The 14794-nt window shown below is 70.6% G+C and carries 12 protein-coding genes and 1 tRNA gene; 6 read left to right on the top strand and 7 right to left on the bottom strand.

Annotation, left to right across the window (positions count from 1 at the left end):
- Window positions 1–136 precede the first annotated feature (136 nt).
- Complete coding sequence (locus tag WMF29_RS20980) at window positions 137–583, top strand: response regulator (protein WP_012236479.1); 447 nt, start codon at window positions 137–139, stop codon at window positions 581–583.
- 103 nt (window positions 584–686) lie between these two features.
- Window positions 687–1457 carry a carbon-nitrogen hydrolase family protein gene (locus WMF29_RS20975; protein WP_437331148.1) on the top strand — a complete coding sequence of 257 codons (771 nt, stop codon included), beginning with the start codon at window positions 687–689 and terminating at the stop codon, window positions 1455–1457.
- Window positions 1458–1586: 129 nt separating this feature from the next.
- Here WMF29_RS20975 and WMF29_RS20970 read toward each other — a convergent pair whose 3' ends face one another.
- A complete protein-coding gene (locus WMF29_RS20970; RefSeq protein ID WP_437330528.1) occupies window positions 1587–2528 on the bottom strand; it encodes a pyridoxal-phosphate dependent enzyme in 942 nt (313 codons plus the stop codon).
- 72 nt (window positions 2529–2600) lie between these two features.
- The gene (gene hemW, locus WMF29_RS20965; RefSeq protein ID WP_437330527.1) at window positions 2601–3845 is read right to left on the bottom strand and encodes a radical SAM family heme chaperone HemW; all 1245 of its coding nucleotides are present in this window, start codon (window positions 3843–3845) and stop codon (window positions 2601–2603) included.
- A gap of 272 nt (window positions 3846–4117) precedes the next feature.
- Here hemW and WMF29_RS20960 point away from each other — a divergent pair, with 272 nt between their 5' ends.
- Window positions 4118–6292, top strand: a complete 2175-nt coding sequence (locus WMF29_RS20960; protein ID WP_437330526.1) for a RelA/SpoT family protein — start codon at window positions 4118–4120, stop codon at window positions 6290–6292.
- Window positions 6293–6302: 10 nt separating this feature from the next.
- On the opposite strand, the gene WMF29_RS20955 is transcribed toward WMF29_RS20960, so the two are convergent.
- Window positions 6303–6905, bottom strand: a complete 603-nt coding sequence (locus tag WMF29_RS20955) for a YkgJ family cysteine cluster protein (RefSeq protein WP_272099644.1) — start codon at window positions 6903–6905, stop codon at window positions 6303–6305.
- A gap of 291 nt (window positions 6906–7196) precedes the next feature.
- Here WMF29_RS20955 and amrB point away from each other — a divergent pair, with 291 nt between their 5' ends.
- Complete coding sequence (gene amrB, locus WMF29_RS20950) at window positions 7197–8465, top strand: AmmeMemoRadiSam system protein B (RefSeq protein ID WP_437330525.1); 1269 nt, start codon at window positions 7197–7199, stop codon at window positions 8463–8465.
- Between the two features lie 116 nt (window positions 8466–8581).
- Here the strand turns inward: amrB and WMF29_RS20945 are convergent, their stop codons facing one another.
- Window positions 8582–9811: an FHA domain-containing protein gene (locus tag WMF29_RS20945; RefSeq protein ID WP_437331147.1), complete on the bottom strand. Its 1230-nt coding sequence runs from the start codon at window positions 9809–9811 to the stop codon at window positions 8582–8584.
- 412 nt (window positions 9812–10223) lie between these two features.
- On the opposite strand from WMF29_RS20945, the gene WMF29_RS20940 reads away from it, so the two are divergent.
- Together WMF29_RS20940 and WMF29_RS20935 are read left to right on the top strand one after the other, a co-directional pair.
- Window positions 10224–10298 (top strand) — tRNA-Gly (locus WMF29_RS20940).
- Between the two features lie 175 nt (window positions 10299–10473).
- Complete coding sequence (locus WMF29_RS20935; RefSeq protein WP_012236471.1) at window positions 10474–11637, top strand: AAA family ATPase; 1164 nt, start codon at window positions 10474–10476, stop codon at window positions 11635–11637.
- On the opposite strand, the gene WMF29_RS20930 is transcribed toward WMF29_RS20935, so the two are convergent.
- The 3 genes from WMF29_RS20930 to WMF29_RS20920 form a co-directional block, all read right to left on the bottom strand.
- On the bottom strand, window positions 11549–12748 hold the full coding sequence (locus WMF29_RS20930) for a pseudouridine synthase (protein WP_437330524.1): 1200 nt from the start codon (window positions 12746–12748) through the stop codon (window positions 11549–11551). The genes WMF29_RS20935 and WMF29_RS20930 overlap by 89 nt on opposite strands.
- 233 nt (window positions 12749–12981) lie before the next feature.
- Window positions 12982–13761 (bottom strand): hypothetical protein, encoded by a 780-nt coding sequence (locus tag WMF29_RS20925; RefSeq protein WP_437330523.1) that lies wholly within the window; start codon window positions 13759–13761, stop codon window positions 12982–12984.
- A gap of 1 nt (window position 13762) precedes the next feature.
- On the bottom strand, window positions 13763–14629 hold the full coding sequence (locus WMF29_RS20920; protein ID WP_437330522.1) for a hypothetical protein: 867 nt from the start codon (window positions 14627–14629) through the stop codon (window positions 13763–13765).
- Between the last annotated feature and the right edge of the window lie 165 nt (window positions 14630–14794).

Raw genomic sequence — 14794 nt, 5'->3', positions numbered from 1 at the left:
CGCGAGTCCCACCTCTACCGGCCTTCCCGCGGTGTCGCGTGCTCGGCTGCCCTTCGCTGGGCGTGATGCAGGCAACCAGATCGCCTCGGCTTGAGCGCGTGGTGCGGGAGGAAGAGGTCTGATACCCTCGCGCTTGATGGGCAATGCCCCGCACTCCGGCAGCATGCCGCCACCTTCGAGTGGTCGGGGCCAAGGAGCCCTCCTCTACGCCGTCGACGATGAGGAGCTCAACCTGGACCTCATGGATCGGGCGCTCCGCTCCGGCTACCAGGTCCGCACCTTCGGGGATCCTCGCCGCGCGCTGGCGGCCGCGGTGAAGGAGCCGCCCGCCGTGGTCGTCGCCGACTATCGGATGCCTCATTTCAGCGGGCTCGCGCTGCTGCGCGAGCTGCGTCGGCAGGGGCTGAGCTACGTCCCGGTGCTGGTCTGCGCGCCGACGGACGTCGAGCAGATCCAGAAGATCTCCCGGGAGAGCGCGGCCTTCCGGATCATCACGAAGCCCTGGATCGCCTCGGATCTGCGCCGCCAGGTCGACCTGGCGGTGAGCCTCCACCAGCTCCAGGTCGCGCGGAACCACCGCTGAGCCGGGGGCGCCCCGTGGCGTTGCGCTGCGCTGTCCAGGGCGACGCGACCGGATCGCCGCCGGGCGGCGCGGGAGCCTGCTCGCGGTGCGGGCGCGTCCGGTGGTGCCCTTGAGCGATCGCTCCCTCGACGTGGTCGCGCTCGAGCTGCCGCAGCGCTTCGGCGACCGGCAGGGCGCGCTCGCCGAGATCGACGGTCTCCTCGGCTCGCCCGCGCTCGCGGGGGCCGAGCTGGTGCTGCTGCCCGAGCTCATCCTCACGGGCTACGTCTCGCCGCGGGGCGACAGCGATCTGCGGCGCTTCGCGGAGCCGATCGACGGGGAGTCGGCGGCGCGGCTCGCCGAGCTCGCGCGAAGACACGGCCTCGCGCTGGCCGGCCCCCTCGTCGAGGCGAGCGGGAGCCGCTTCTACAACAGCTTGCTCGTCTTCGACGGCGACGGACGGCGCGTGGGCCATTACCGCAAGCGTCATCCGTGGTTCCCGGAGCGCTGGGCGGCGCCGGGAGATCTGGGGACTCCGGTCCTCGATCTGCGCGGCATCAAGCTGACCGTCGCGATCTGCTTCGATGTTCACTTCCTCTCCGAAGACGCGGGCGACGCGCTCGATGAGGCCGATCTGCTGCTCTTCCCCACGGCGTGGGTCGATTCTCCCGGGGAAAGGGACATGCGCGCCGACCTCCTGCCCGCGCTCGCCCGGCGCCATCGCATCTCGATCGTGAACGCCAACTGGGGGCCGTCCCGCCCTGCGCTCGAGGGCCAGGGCGGCTCGCGCATCCTCGACGCGCAAGGGCGGTCGGTCGCGGCGGCGCCGCCCGGCCCGGGGCCGAGCGCGGTGCGCGCCACCTTGCGCTTCGCCCGAGACCGGCGCGGTACCTGAGGGGGAGCGGGGAGCGCCAGCGCGCCCTCGCGGAGAGGATCGAACGCCGATCGCGCTCGGGCAAAGGATCGCGTTGCCCCGCGCGGGCGCGGCGCAGCCGGGGATCCCGCGGGGCTCCCTCGATCGCGCTCAGGTGAAGGGGAGCCGGGCCAGATCGACGTTGCCTCCGCTCAGGATGACGCCGATCCGTGCTCCCTGAACCGAGCGCCGCAGGACCGCCGCCACCGCGACGGCCGCGCTCGGCTCGATGACGAGCTTCATCCGCTCCCAGACGACGCGCATCGCCTTGACGATGTCCTCTTCGCTCACGGTGACGATCTCGACCCCGCGCTCGCGCAGCACCGCGAAGGTGAGCTCGCCGAGCGAGCTGCGGAGGCCGTCGGCGATCGTGACCGGGTCGTTCGAGGGGATGATCCTCCCTTCGCGCATCGATCGCGCGGCGTCGTCCGCGGCCTCGGGCTCGGCGCCGATCGTGCGCGCGCGCGACAGCGAGCCGGTGGCGATGGCCGTCCCGGAGAGCAGCCCGCCGCCGCTCACGGGCGCGACCACGGCGTCGAGATCGTCCACCTGGGCCGCGAGCTCCAGCGCGGCCGTGCCCTGGCCGGCGATGACGCGCGCGTCGTTGTACGGATGGACGAGGACCGCGCCCGTCTCGGACATCACGCGGGCGATCGTCTCCTCGCGCGACCGAAGCGTGGGGGCGCAGCCCACGACCCGGGCGCCGTAGCCCTCCACGGCGGCGCGCTTCACGGCCGGCGCGTTCTCGGGCATGACGATGTACGCGGCGACGCCGCGGATGCGTGCCGCGAGCGCGAGCGCGGCGGCGTGGTTGCCCGACGAGTGGGTCGCGACGCCGCGCCGCGCCTCCTCGTCCGAGAGGGACAGCACCGCGTTGCACGCGCCGCGGAACTTGAAGGCGCCGACCCGCTGCAGGTTCTCGCACTTGAAGAAGACGCGCGCCCCCGCGATGCCGTCGATCGTGCGGCTGGTCATGACGGGCGTCACGTGGGCGTGCGGCGCGATGCGCACGGCGGCGCCGCGGATGTCCTCGACGGTAGGCAAACGGCTCATGGGACGATCATCGGAGCGCGGTCCCGGCCCGGCGTCCACCGCGAGCCCGGGCGCTGCCCTCGCGGCGCTGCTTCAGAACAGGTCGGCCGCGATGCCGTCGGCGAAGACCCAGGCGGCTCGCGGGACGCGGACCCGCCCGCCGGCCACCTCCAGGCGGCCGGCGCGCTCGAGCCGCTCCGCGGCCCTCCGCCGCGAGGGCGGCCACGCCGGCACCCCGAGCGCCGCCGCAGCGGCCTCGAGATCGAGCCCCTCGCGCAGCCGCAGCCCGAGCATGATCCGCTCGGACAGCCGCGTCTCCGGCTCGAGCCGCTCCTCGCTCTCCACGGCGATCGCCTCGTCGCCTTCGGCCATCGCAGCCATGTACCGTTCCGGACTCACGATGTTCCGGTACCGGACCGCGAACGCTTCTCCCTGGCCCTCCGCGCCGCCAGAGCGCAGGCCCCAGCGCGGATCCGGCCGCGACACCGTCCCGTAGGCGGCGCACCCGAGCCCGACGTAGTCGATGCCTTGCCAGTAACCGAGGTTGTGGCGCGCCTCGTGGCCCGGCCTCGCGTAGTTCGACACCTCGTAGTGGGCGAGCCCCTCTGCCTCGAGGGCCTCGTCGATGGCGAAGAACGTGTCCGCCACTCCATCGTCTCCGGCGAGCGGCAGGCGACCGCGCCGCGCGAGCTCTCCAAACGAGGTGCCGGGCTCGACCGTCAGGCTGTACGCCGAGATATGGGTCACCCCCGTCGAGGCCACGGCGCGCGCCTCGGCGGCGGCGTGCTCGGGGCGTTGCTCCCGCGCCGCTTCCGCCGTTCCGACCGCGACACCGTAGATGAGATCGCCGCTCACGCGCGGCATCCCGGACCGGAGCGCCGCCGAGAGCGCGCCGAGACCGCCCTCTGGGTCGTGCAGGCGCCCGAGGAACCGGAGGCGCTCGATGTCGAGGCCCTGAACTCCGATGCTGAGCCGGTTCACTCCGATCGCTCGGAACGCTCGGGCCCGCTGCTCATCGAGCGAGGTCGGGTTGCACTCTGCGGTCACCTCCAGGTCCGGCGAGAGCTGGCCGGCGGCCGCGGTGATGGCCGACAGCACCCTGCCCATCTCGTCCGGCTCCCACAGGGACGGCGTCCCGCCGCCGAAGAAGATGCTCCGGAGCTCGCGCTCGCCCAGCACATCCTCCCGCTTCCGGAGCTCGGCCAGCACGGCGTCGGCATAGCCGCGGTGGTCGATCGCGTCCCGCGCCTTCGCGAAAGACACGAAGTCGCAGTAGGGACACTTCTTGAGGCACCAGGGGAAGTGGACGTAGACGGTGATCGGCTCCATGGTTTTCATGAATCCGCGACAACCTTCGACCCGACGCAGGAGGGCGAAGCGGAAACTCCGAGATGAATCGAGATGAACGGAGATGAGGACGAGGACGCGTGCAACACGTACGAGGACGACGAGGACGACGAGGACGACGAGGACGACGAGGACGCGCGGCGGAGCGCGCGTGCCCTGCGCCGGGCAGCGCGCGCGCCGCGCATGGTGACACAATTGCGGGGTCTAGATCGCGGTGTTAGCGTGCGAAAGGGAGGGGGCGCATTGCGCCCACCGAACTCTTCATGCTGACGTTGACGGAGCTTGTCGATCGCGTTCGGACCTACCAGCCGGCTGCAGACGTCGATCTCATCGCCCGGGCCTACGCCTACAGCTCTGACGCTCACAAGGGGCAGACCCGCAAGAGCGGCGACCCTTACTTTTCCCACCCGGCGAGCGTCGCCGCGATCATCACCGAGCTCAAGCTGGACACGGCGAGCGTCTGCGCCGGGCTCTTGCACGACGTCGTGGAGGACACGCTCGCGACGACCACCGACATCGAGAACAGCTTCGGCCAGGAGGTGGCGTTCCTCGTCGACGGCGTGACGAAGCTCTCGAAGATCAACTTCGCTTCCAAGGAAGATCGGCAAGCCGAGAACTTCCGCAAGATGCTGGTGGCGATGGCGCGGGATATCCGCGTGCTCCTCGTGAAGCTGTGCGACCGCCTCGACAACATGCGGACGCTCGAGTTCATGAAGCCCGAGGCGCAGGACCGGATCGCCCGGGAGACGATGGAGATCTACGCGCCGCTCGCGAACCGCCTCGGCATCGCGCGCTTCAAGAGCGAGCTCGAGGACCTGTCGTTCAGGTACATCGAGCCCGAGGCTTGGTCGGACCTCTCGCAGAAGGTCAAGACGACCGCGAAGGAGCGGGACAAGTACATCCACGAGGTCTCGAAGGTGCTCGCGGGCAAGCTCGCGGAGCAGGGCTTCGCGGTCGACGTCACCGGCCGCGCGAAGCACCTCTACTCGATCTGGCGCAAGATGCAGGCGCAGCAGTGCGATTTCGATCAGGTCTACGACGTCATCGCGTTCCGGGTCCTCGTCGAGTCGGTGGCGGACTGCTACGCGACGCTCGGCGTGATCCACTCGCAGTGGACCCCGGTCCCCGGCCGCTTCAAGGACTACGTCGCGCTGCCCAAGCCGAACATGTACCAGTCGCTGCACACGACGGTCATCGGACCCGGGCGCGAGCGGATCGAGATCCAGATCCGCACCCACGAGATGCACCGCGTCGCGGAGCAGGGCATCGCGGCGCACTGGAAGTACAAGGAGAACAACTCCGGCGGCATCGACCCGAAGGACGCCGCGCGGTTCGGCTGGCTCCGCCAGCTGATGGAGTTCCAGAAGGAGCTCAAGGATCCGGCCGAGTTCCTGGAGAGCGTCAAGGTCGACCTGTTCCAGGACGAGGTGTACGTCTTCACGCCGAAGGGCGACGTGCGCGTCTTCCCCCGCGGATCGACGCCCATCGACTTTGCCTACGCGATCCATACGCAGGTCGGCGAGCACTGCTCCGGGGCGCGGGTCAACGGCGCCATCGTCCCGCTCCGATCGAAGCTCCGGAACGGCGATGTGGTCGAGGTGATGACCAACCCGAGCCAGCACCCTTCGAAGGACTGGCTCGATTACGTCTCGACCAGCCGCGCGCGCTCGAAGATCCGAAACTTCCTGCGCACGGAGCAGCGGGAGAAGTCGCTCAAGCTCGGTCGCGAGCTCCTCGAGAAGGAGATGCACCAGCGGAGCATGAGCCTGAGTCGCCTCACGAAGAACGAGGGCGAGCTGCGCAAGGTCATGGAGCGCTTCGGGGTCACCTCGGCCGACGAGCTCTTCATCTCGGTCGGCTACGGCAAGGTGAGCGTCCGCGCGGTGTGCGAGTTCCTCGCGCCCACGCCCAAGGAGAACGAGAAGGGCACGCCGACCCCGCCGCCCGAGTCGATCAAGGAGGGGCGCATCGAGTCGCTCGTCCGCAAGGTCACCGGGCGCGACAGCCACGGCATCCGGCTGAACGGCATCGATGACGTCCTCGTCCGCTACACGAAGTGCTGTAACCCGCTCCCAGGCGACGAGATCGTCGGCTTCATCACGCGCGGCCGCGGCATCACCGTCCACCGCCGCAACTGCGCCAAGGCGTTCGACACGGACCCGGAGCGCCGCGTGGAGATCTCCTGGGACGCGCGCGCGAAGATCAACCGCCCCGTGCAGATCAAGGTGATGACGGCGAACCGGCCGGGCATCCTCGCGACGGTCGGCCATACGTTCCACGAGCAGGGCATCAACATCAGCGAGGCGACCTGTCGGGCGGGCGACGACGGCCGGGCGATGAACACGTTCACGTTCCTCTGCTCCGACCTCGCGCAGCTGAAGAGCGTGATCCGGCGCCTGCAGCGGATCCCCGGCGTGATGGCCGTCGAGCGGACCTGAGCGGCGGACCTTAGCGGCCGCGGCGAGCGCGCGCCGCGCTGCTCGTCCTGGGCGGCGCGCCCGCGGCGCTCGGTCCAGCCTCCGCCAGGGCGCGGGTGAGCGGACGGCCGAGGTCGCCACTCGGCTCGTGTCGTGCGGCGATCTCCTGCACCTTGCGGACGAGCCGGGTCACGTCGTTGTGGCGGACCGGGGATCCAGCGGAGGCGCGATCACAGAAGAACGTGCGGCACCCGAGGGGCCTCGCCGCGTAGATCGCGCAGCGGCCGGCGTCGGTGAGCATCGGGCACCGCCGCTCCGATGCCTGCGGCAGCGCGCGTCGCCGGCTCGGGCCGCCGGCGGATACCCCCGGCTCGGGCGGTCCCGCCCCGTCTGCTCGCACGATCCCCTCGAGCGCTCGGCGGCCCCCGCGAGCCGCGATCGCGCGCCGGACGGCAGCGAGCTCGACGGACGTCACGTACGGCTCGCGGCCCGTGATGCCGAACCGACAGCACTCGGTCGAGGCCTCGCACGTCCAGCCACTGAAGACCTCTTCTGCCTCGCGGTACACGGCCGCGAGCTCGGTGAGCAGATCGGCTTCACGGACGGGTGGATCGAGGGGCGTGGTTCGACGCATTCGTTCGGAGGCGCTCTCGTGGTGATCGGACGTACTGCCAGCCCGAAGCGGCTGCGGCGCAAGGGGAGGGGGGCGGAGCTCCAAGGGGCGACCCTAGTTCCACGCGGCGCCGCTGCGAAGCGGCAATCCGCGATCGTGACGCGCGCTCTGACGCGGGGCACCAGCGCCGTCCGTTCTGGAGCAAGCTGCCGCTGTGATCGCGGGGGCGTCGGCGCTGTTCCCTTCCCCCTGCCGCGATGCCGCGATGCCGCGCGCTGGGCGGCGAGCGCGCACGCGCTATTCTCGCGGTGGATGCCGGTGCTGCGCCCGAAGCTTCGAGCTCTAGAGATCGTCGTCATCCAGGATGAGCGCCATGGCCGCGCGTTGATGCTGCGCGACACCGAGGGCATCGCGCCGGCTCCTGTCGTCGTTCCTGCCGCGAGCGCTGCCGTGCTCGCGCGCTTCGACGGGAGGCGATCGATCGACGAGATCGCGCGTGACGCCGCCCGGTCGACGGGCCAGCCCGTGGACGCCGCCCATGTGTCGCAGCTGGCCGACGAGCTGGAACGCGCGTGGATGCTCGACAGCCCGCGATTCCACGCGCGCCGGCGGAGCGTCGTGCAATCGTTCGACGCGGCGCCGATCAGGATGGCCGCGCACGCGGGCGGCGCGTACCACGGCGATCGGCGGAAGCTCGCCGACTTCATCGAGCGAAAGTGCCTCCAGGTCGCGCGACCGCAGGGCGGAGCGACGCGCACGGTCGCCTCGCGAGGCGCGCCGACGCGCATGGTCGGGCTCTGCGCGCCGCACATGGATCTCTGGCGCGCCGCGACGGGCTACGGGCACGCCTACGCAGCGCTGGAGCAGGCGCTGGCGGGCCCAGGGCTCGAGAAGGTCGATACGTTCGTTCTGCTCGGGACGTCGCACGCCGCGATGCGCCGTCCGTACGCCGTCTGCGAGAAGACGTTCGCGACGCCGCTCGGTCCTCTCGAGCCAGATCGAGAGATGATCGCGGAGCTCGCGGCGGCGAGCCGCTTCGACGTGCGCGAGGACCAGTACCTCCACAAGAACGAGCACTCGATCGAGTTTCAGGCCGTGTTCGTGCGGCACCTCCTCGGCGGCCGCGCGGCGTCGATCGTGCCCATCCTCTGCGGCCTCTCGGAGTGTCAGGCGCGGCGTCGCGACCCCGCGCAAGACGATGGGGCCGAGTCGTTCCTGAGGGCGCTCGGCGACGCCCTGGCGAAGCGTCCCGGTCGCGTCCTCGTCATCGCAGGAGCGGACCTCGCCCACGTCGGCCCGCGCTTCGGTGATCCTGCGCCCCTCGACGAGCGCCAGCGGACGGCGCTGCGCGACCGCGACCTCGCATCGATCGAGCGCGCGACGTCGATCGATGCGCCGGGCTTCTTCGTCGACGTCGCTGGGGACCTCGCCAGCCGCCGCGTCTGCGGCCTCGGCCCCATCTACACGTTGCTCCGCGCGCTCCCGCCGTCATCGCGCGGCGAGATGCTGCACTACGAGCAGTGCGTCGACCCCGAGGAGGGATCGATCGTCAGCCATACGTCTCTCGGATTTTTCGGTTGAAGATCCGCGCCTGGGCGTCCGCCCGGCGCACGCTGGCGTTTCGTCACGAAGCCCGCCGAGAGCCCCCTCGGCGATGGCGCCACGCGAGGCTCACGCGCCGTGTGACGGGCGCCAGCTCAGCCGCGCGGGACCCTGCGGCGCGCGATGTCGAGGCCGAGCCGGTCGGCCTCGCGGTAGATCGCCTGCCGCGACATGCCCAGGGCACGCGCAGCCGACGCGACGGAGCCGTTGGCCCGGGCGAGGGCGTCCTCGAGGCGGGCGCGCGCGAGCGACGGATCCGTCGCAGGCGGGAGGTTCGGCTTGACGCGCGGGCCGCGCGCGAGCGATCCCGCGATCGGCGTGACGGAGAGCGGACCGTCCGGCGAAGCCTGGGCTGCGGTCACGATGGCGGACTCGAGCTGCGGCACGCCGCCCGGCCAGCCGGCGCGGACGAGCGCCTCCAGGAGCTGCGGGGTGAAGCGATCGAGTCCGATCGCGTTGCGCTCCGCGATGTCGCGCACGATGAGCGGAACGTCCTCGCGCCGCATCTCGAGCGTCGGGATCGTGATCCGCTTGCCGGAGAAGAGCGAAGCGAACCACGGCGCCACGCGCCCGTCGCCGGCGGCCCGGTCGAGCGGCTGTCCGGTCGTCGCGATGATGCTGACGCCGTTCGAGCGGCCGACCGAGTGCGCGATCTCCAGCTGCTGCGGGCGCGGCAGGCGATCGGCATCGAGGACGAGCCATGTCATCGGTCGCGCGCCAGGCGGGATGGCCGGCTTCGTCTCGGCGCTGCCGTCGACGACCAGCGTCTCACCCAGGCCCTCGCGCACCGCGGCCGCGAGGCGAGCCAGCGTCCGCTTCCCGACCCCGGGCGCGCCCTCGATGCAGACGCTGGAGCCCGACTGAACGAGCTTCATCACCGGATCGATCCAGTCCTTGCGCTGCTTCGAGCCGAACACCAGCGGCCCCAGCCGCGACGGCGCGCCGTCGTACAGCGCGAGGTGCCGCTCGACGAAGACGGCGAGCTGATGCCCGAGGCGCACCACGTCGCCGTGCATCACGCCGATGCGCCGGGCGCGGACGCCGTTTACCCACGTGCCGTCGTGGGTGTCCATGTCCTCGATGTAGCAACCGTCGGAGCGGACGCTGATCTTCGCGTGCTCCGGCGCGATCCCCTGGCCCTCGATGCGGCCGTCGCGCGCGGCGCTGCCGATCACGGCGCCGTCCATGAGGCTCACGATCCGCGGCGGAGCGTCGAGCCCGATCAGGACGAGCCCCCACCCGCCGTCGTCATCCTGTCGCTTGGCGTGGACTCCGGACCGGTACTCTTTCTGAAGGACCGGCGCCGTTGTCTCCGCAACGTCCACTCGCAAAGCAGTCTGTTCGTTCATGCTCCCCCCAAGTCCAAAGGACCTGCCTGGTCGACCCAGGCCAACCAAGAGCGCGCCGAGTGGCGGGCACCCTTATGATGTAAGAGCCCCCCACACGGTGCCGCTGTCGCGAACGCGAAGGCTTTTGTGAGCGGCACCGTGCGCGGTGCTGCTTGGCGAGCCCCCTCGCTCGCAATGGCCACACAATACTCGACCAGAGCGGCCGTGCAACCTGCCGGCGACGGAAGTTTTGAGGTTTTGTTGTTGAGAGCTTGACTCTCACCACGCCGATTGGTACTCATCCGCCACGCATCGACGGAGCGAACCTCCGGTGATGACCTGGCGCGAATCAGGATTTTTCTGACAAACGCCTTGAGATGTGGTTTCCTGAATTAAGTGATTGACATCTGCGGGAGTAACTCAGTGGTAGAGTGCAACCTTGCCAAGGTTGACGTCGCGGGTTCAAATCCCGTCTCCCGCTCCACGATATAGGCTCTGCGACAGCGAGCAGACCCTGCGAGGCCGGTGTGACCCACCGGCCTCTGTGTTTTGTTCAACATTTCGCTCAACCGCTCGGCGCGGCGGCGTCCTGGGAACGCACGGGGCGATGCGGCGATCGGTACGCCAGGCGGCGGGCCTGTGATACGAGGATTCGCCTCATGTCCGCTCCGCTCCACGAGCGCCTGCGCCTGCTTGCCCATAGCCTCGAGCGGCAGTTCCTAGGCAAGGACGAGATCATCCGCCTGCTCATGATCGCGGTCGTCGCGGGCGAGCACTGCGTGCTCCTCGGCCCGCCGGGGACCGCGAAGAGCGCGCTCATCCGCACGCTCGCCGAGCTGATGCAGGCCCGGTACTTCGAGTACCTGCTCACGCGTTTCACCGAGCCGAACGAGATCTTCGGCCCGGTCGATATCGGTGCTTTTCGCGAGGGGGTCTACCGCCGGAACACCTCGGGGATGCTCCCCGAGGCGGAGATCGTGTTCCTCGACGAGGTCTTCAAGTCGAACAGCGCCATCCTGAACGCGCTGCTCACGCTGCTGAACGAGCGCAAGTTCGCGAGCGGCGGCCAGGTGCTCCGCTGCCCGCTCATCAGCGTCTTCGCGGCCTCGAACGAGGTGCCCGGCGACGAGACGCTGACCGCGATCTTCGACCGCTTCCTCCTGCGGGTGCAGTCCGACAACCTCGACGCCTACCACTTCAGCGAGCTGCTCCAGCGCGGCATCCAGCAGGAGATCCGGCACATGGCCGGCGAGCCGCTCCGCCCGCTCGTCGCGGCGCGCGAGCTCGCCGAGCTCGGCCGAGGGTTCGGCGCGCGGATGAACTTCGGAGATGCATTCCTATCGGCCTACAAGGGGCTGGTGTTCCAGATCCGCGCCGAAGGGATATCGCTCTCGGATCGCCGTGTCGTGAAGATGCTCAAGCTCTTCGCGGCGAGCGCGTACCTCGATGGCCGCCAGACGACCGACGCGAGCGACTTCTTCGTGCTCAAGCACATCTGGAACAACCAGGATCAGGCGGCGATCCTCGAGGGCATCGTGCAGCCGGTGCTCGAGGCCTTCTTTCGTGAGCACCCGGATCGCCGCCGCGTCGGCGCGCTCGGCGTCGGCGTGGAGGCGCTCGCCGCGGAGATCGATCGGATCCGGCAGATCCTCACGGGCGGCGCCTCGCTGGGTGACGTCCAGCTGTTCAGTCAGCTGAAGGCGCTCGGCGAGATCAAACAGGCGCTCGCCGGCATCAACGACGCTCGCGCCCGCGAGCTCGAGGCGCGCGTGTCTCAGCTGCTCGAGGCTTCGTTTCGGAGCGGGCGCTTCGCGCAGATCTAGCGGCGCCCGGTCCGGGCGCGGCCGGCGCGGCGACGTCTGTCCTGGAGCGAGCCGTACGCCCAGCCGGGTTCCGGGCGGGCGTGCCCGGGGCGGCGTCGGTCCTGGAGCGAGCCGTACGCCCAGCCGGGTTCCGGGCGGGCGTGCCCGGGGCGGCGTCGGTCCTGGAGCGAGCCATCCGCCCGGTCGCGCTCTGCCCAGGTGCGCTCGGGACGTCGGCGTTCGCTCTTGAGCGAACCCTGGGCTGCGCCGGTCCTCGGCTGCGGGCGGCTGCACCGGCGGCCTCCGGCGCAGGCCGAGGTGACGCCTTCGCGTCCGACCGGGCCGAGCTGGCCTTGCGGCGGTAGTCGACCGGACCTGACGACGCGCCCATCACCGCGCCTCGGATCCGCTTGGGCACGCCGAACGCCTCGCGGATGTGGAGGAGCTCATCCACCGTCAAGGCGCGCCACTCTCCCGGCCGGAGGCCTTCGGAGCTCACGCCGGCGAACGTCGTGCGGGCCAGGCGCATCACGGGCCAGCCGGTCGCCTCGCCCATGCGCCGGATCTGCTGGTTGCGGCCCTCGCGGAGGGTCACCTCGAGCCACGTCTTGTCGCCCTCGTGGCGGAGCAGCCGCGCCTCGGCCGGCAGCGTGACGCCGTCCTCGAGGCGGATCCCCTCGCGCCACGGCGTGAGGTCGTCGTCGCTCATGACGCCCTGCACCTTCAGCACGTACGTCTTCGGCACGCCGCCGCGCGGATGGAGCAGCCCGTTGGCGAAGTCGCCGTCGTTCGTCATGAGGAGGATACCGCTCGTCGCGAAATCGAGCCGACCCACGGGGTAGAGCCGCGCCCCCGTGCCGCGCACGTGGTCGGCGACCGTCGGCCGCCCCTCGGGATCGCGCAATGTCGAGACGACGTTCCGTGGCTTGTGCAGCGCGACATAGACCGGCGCCTCGGAGACGAGGCGCTTGCCGTCCACCTCGATGCGGTCCTTCTGCCGGTCGGCCTTCATGCCGAGCTCGGTCACGACGCGCCCGTTCACGCGCACCCGCCCGGCGAGGATGAGCTCCTCGGATGCGCGGCGCGAGGCGACGCCGGCGCGCGCGATGATCTTCTGCAGACGTTCTTCCATGGTGTGCTCGGGACCTACGCCGACGCGGTGGTGTCGGCCGACGGCACTGATAAGCACGCCCCTCGCGCCGCGTCGACCGACCTGGGCGGTGCGCTGCCCGGATTCGAGGCCGACGCCGGTGCGCCTGCGCGCCTGCCCCGGCGAGCGCCGGCTGCAAGAGAGCACCTGGGCGCGCTCGCGCCGTCAGGGCAGGGGGCGAAATCGACCTCCGCTCGACTCGAAGGAGGCGCGCTCTATTTCTTCTTGTCGCTGGAGGGCGCCGCGCTCCCGCTGTCGTCCACGGCCTCGTTCGCCTTGTCCGCGGCCGCCTGATCTTCCGCGGCCTTCTTCGCGGCTGCAGCGGCGGCCTCGTCCTCTTTCTTGCGCTCGTCGTCCTCGAGGCGGCGCTTCAGCTCGTTGTCGTGATCCCACCGATCGACCCGCTCGTCGGCGTCGATGTCCACGCCCATCCGCTCGAGCCGGCCCATGCGGTAGATCTCCCAGACGTCCGGCTTGCCGTCGCGGTTCGTGTCGCGCTTGATGCGCGCGAGCTTGCCGCCGCTGTAGTACTTCCACTCGTCGGGGTTGCCGTCGTGATCGGAGTCGACCCTCACCTCGGCCAGCCTTCCGCCGGCGAACGTGAGCCATGTGTCGATCCGGCCGTCGTAGTTCGAGTCGGACTCCTCGTGAAGGCTCTCGCCCTTGTCGTTGTACTTGCGGACGACGTCCTTCACCCCGTCGAAGTTGGTGTCGATCTCGCGGCAGACGAGCGCCCTGTGACGGTCTTCGCCCGTGCCCACGATCTGCCAGACGCGCCTCACGTTGGGCTGGATCGCGCCTGGCCCGGCGGTCTCGCTCGTCTCGCGATCTTCTTTGCCCTTCCAGTCGCACATCGAGCGATCGTCGATGCTGCCGTCGGCGTTGCGAGCCGTCTCGACCTTCGGCGCCTTCGCGCCTTCGAACCCTGGATCCGAGCTGCACGCCGCGCCGAGCAGGCTGAGCGTGGCCAGCGCCATGAGCGCTTGTGTCCTCATGTCACGGTCCCTTCTTGGCGGCCGGCTGGCCGGGCGCGGAGCCCGCGGGCGCGGCGGTCGCCGCCGTGGCCGCGCCCGCAGCCGGGGCCGATGTGGGCGCGGGGGTCGCCGATGCAGGCGCGCCCGCGGCGGGGGTCGCTGTGGGCGCGGCGCCCGGCGCCCCGGCGGCCGCGGGCTGCCCTGCTCCCGCCCCTCCCTCCGGGGGCGCGGCGCCGCCCGGCGGGGTCATGGGCGCTTTCGGCGCGCCGTACGACTCGGCGCAGAGATCGACCACGCTTCCGGGATCGGCCTTGCCGTCGGCGTTCTGATCGCTCGCCACGACCGCGCACTTCGCGTCGTTCGGGTTGTTGAACTGCCACCACTGGTCGATGATCCCATCGCCGTCGGAGTCGCGCTCACGGCGCGCGAGGCGCGGACCCTCGTAGTAGTCCCAGGTGTCGAGCTTGTTGTCGAAGTTGGTCTCGCGCTCCTTCAACACGACGGCGCCGCGCTCGTAGTGCGCGATCTCGTCGGCCCGCCCGTCGCGATCGAAGTCCGACTCGCGCCGCCGTTCCACCCCGTTGCCGTCGTAGTAGATGAAGGCGTCGATCGCGCCGTCCAGGTTCAGGTCGACGACCCGACAGACCTCCCGACCGTCCTTCTTCACGTGGATGATGTCGGGTATCCGGTCGCCGTTCACATCGACCTTCTCCGCAGAGGCGGAGTCCTTGTCGCAGGGCTCGTGGACGATCGCCGTGTCCCGTTCGCTGGTGGAGCCCTTCGCGCTCGAGGGCTCCGGCGTCGAGGACGCGCAGGAAGCGACGGAGATGGTCATCAGGGCCACGAGCGAGCACCTGGGCGACGGCCAGGTGAGCGGGAATCGCGTCATCAAGAGATTCCTCCGGCCAGCCCGGAACCCTCGGGACAGAAGCTCGACGCGCCGGGCGAGCCGTCCCGACGCGGACCAGCTTCGGCCGCAGTCTAGACCGCGGCCCGCGCGCACATCAAGAAGCCCGCCCGACGCGACGCGCCGGACGCAACGGACGCGACGCAC

This window comes from Sorangium sp. So ce381 (genome assembly GCF_051473845.1).
In the GTDB taxonomy this organism is placed as follows: Bacteria; Myxococcota_A; Polyangia; order Polyangiales; family Polyangiaceae; genus Sorangium; species Sorangium atrum.
Note: the sequence above shows the minus strand (reverse complement) of the source record. Positions and strands in the feature narration are given on the sequence as shown.

Excerpts from the sequence above, each read along its gene's own strand:
- WMF29_RS20980 (WP_012236479.1), top strand. The coding sequence starts at position 137 with ATGGGCAATGCCCCGCACTCCGGCAGCATGCCGCCACCTTCGAGTGGT.
- WMF29_RS20970 (WP_437330528.1), bottom strand. The coding sequence starts at position 2,528 with ATGAGCCGTTTGCCTACCGTCGAGGACATCCGCGGCGCCGCCGTGCGC.
- hemW (WP_437330527.1), bottom strand. The coding sequence starts at position 3,845 with ATGAAAACCATGGAGCCGATCACCGTCTACGTCCACTTCCCCTGGTGC.
- WMF29_RS20960 (WP_437330526.1), top strand. The coding sequence starts at position 4,118 with ATGCTGACGTTGACGGAGCTTGTCGATCGCGTTCGGACCTACCAGCCG.
- WMF29_RS20955 (WP_272099644.1), bottom strand. The coding sequence starts at position 6,905 with ATGCGTCGAACCACGCCCCTCGATCCACCCGTCCGTGAAGCCGATCTG.
- amrB (WP_437330525.1), top strand. The coding sequence starts at position 7,197 with ATGCCGGTGCTGCGCCCGAAGCTTCGAGCTCTAGAGATCGTCGTCATC.
- WMF29_RS20935 (WP_012236471.1), top strand. The coding sequence starts at position 10,474 with ATGTCCGCTCCGCTCCACGAGCGCCTGCGCCTGCTTGCCCATAGCCTC.
- WMF29_RS20930 (WP_437330524.1), bottom strand. The coding sequence starts at position 12,748 with ATGGAAGAACGTCTGCAGAAGATCATCGCGCGCGCCGGCGTCGCCTCG.
- WMF29_RS20925 (WP_437330523.1), bottom strand. The coding sequence starts at position 13,761 with ATGAGGACACAAGCGCTCATGGCGCTGGCCACGCTCAGCCTGCTCGGC.
- WMF29_RS20920 (WP_437330522.1), bottom strand. The coding sequence starts at position 14,629 with ATGACGCGATTCCCGCTCACCTGGCCGTCGCCCAGGTGCTCGCTCGTG.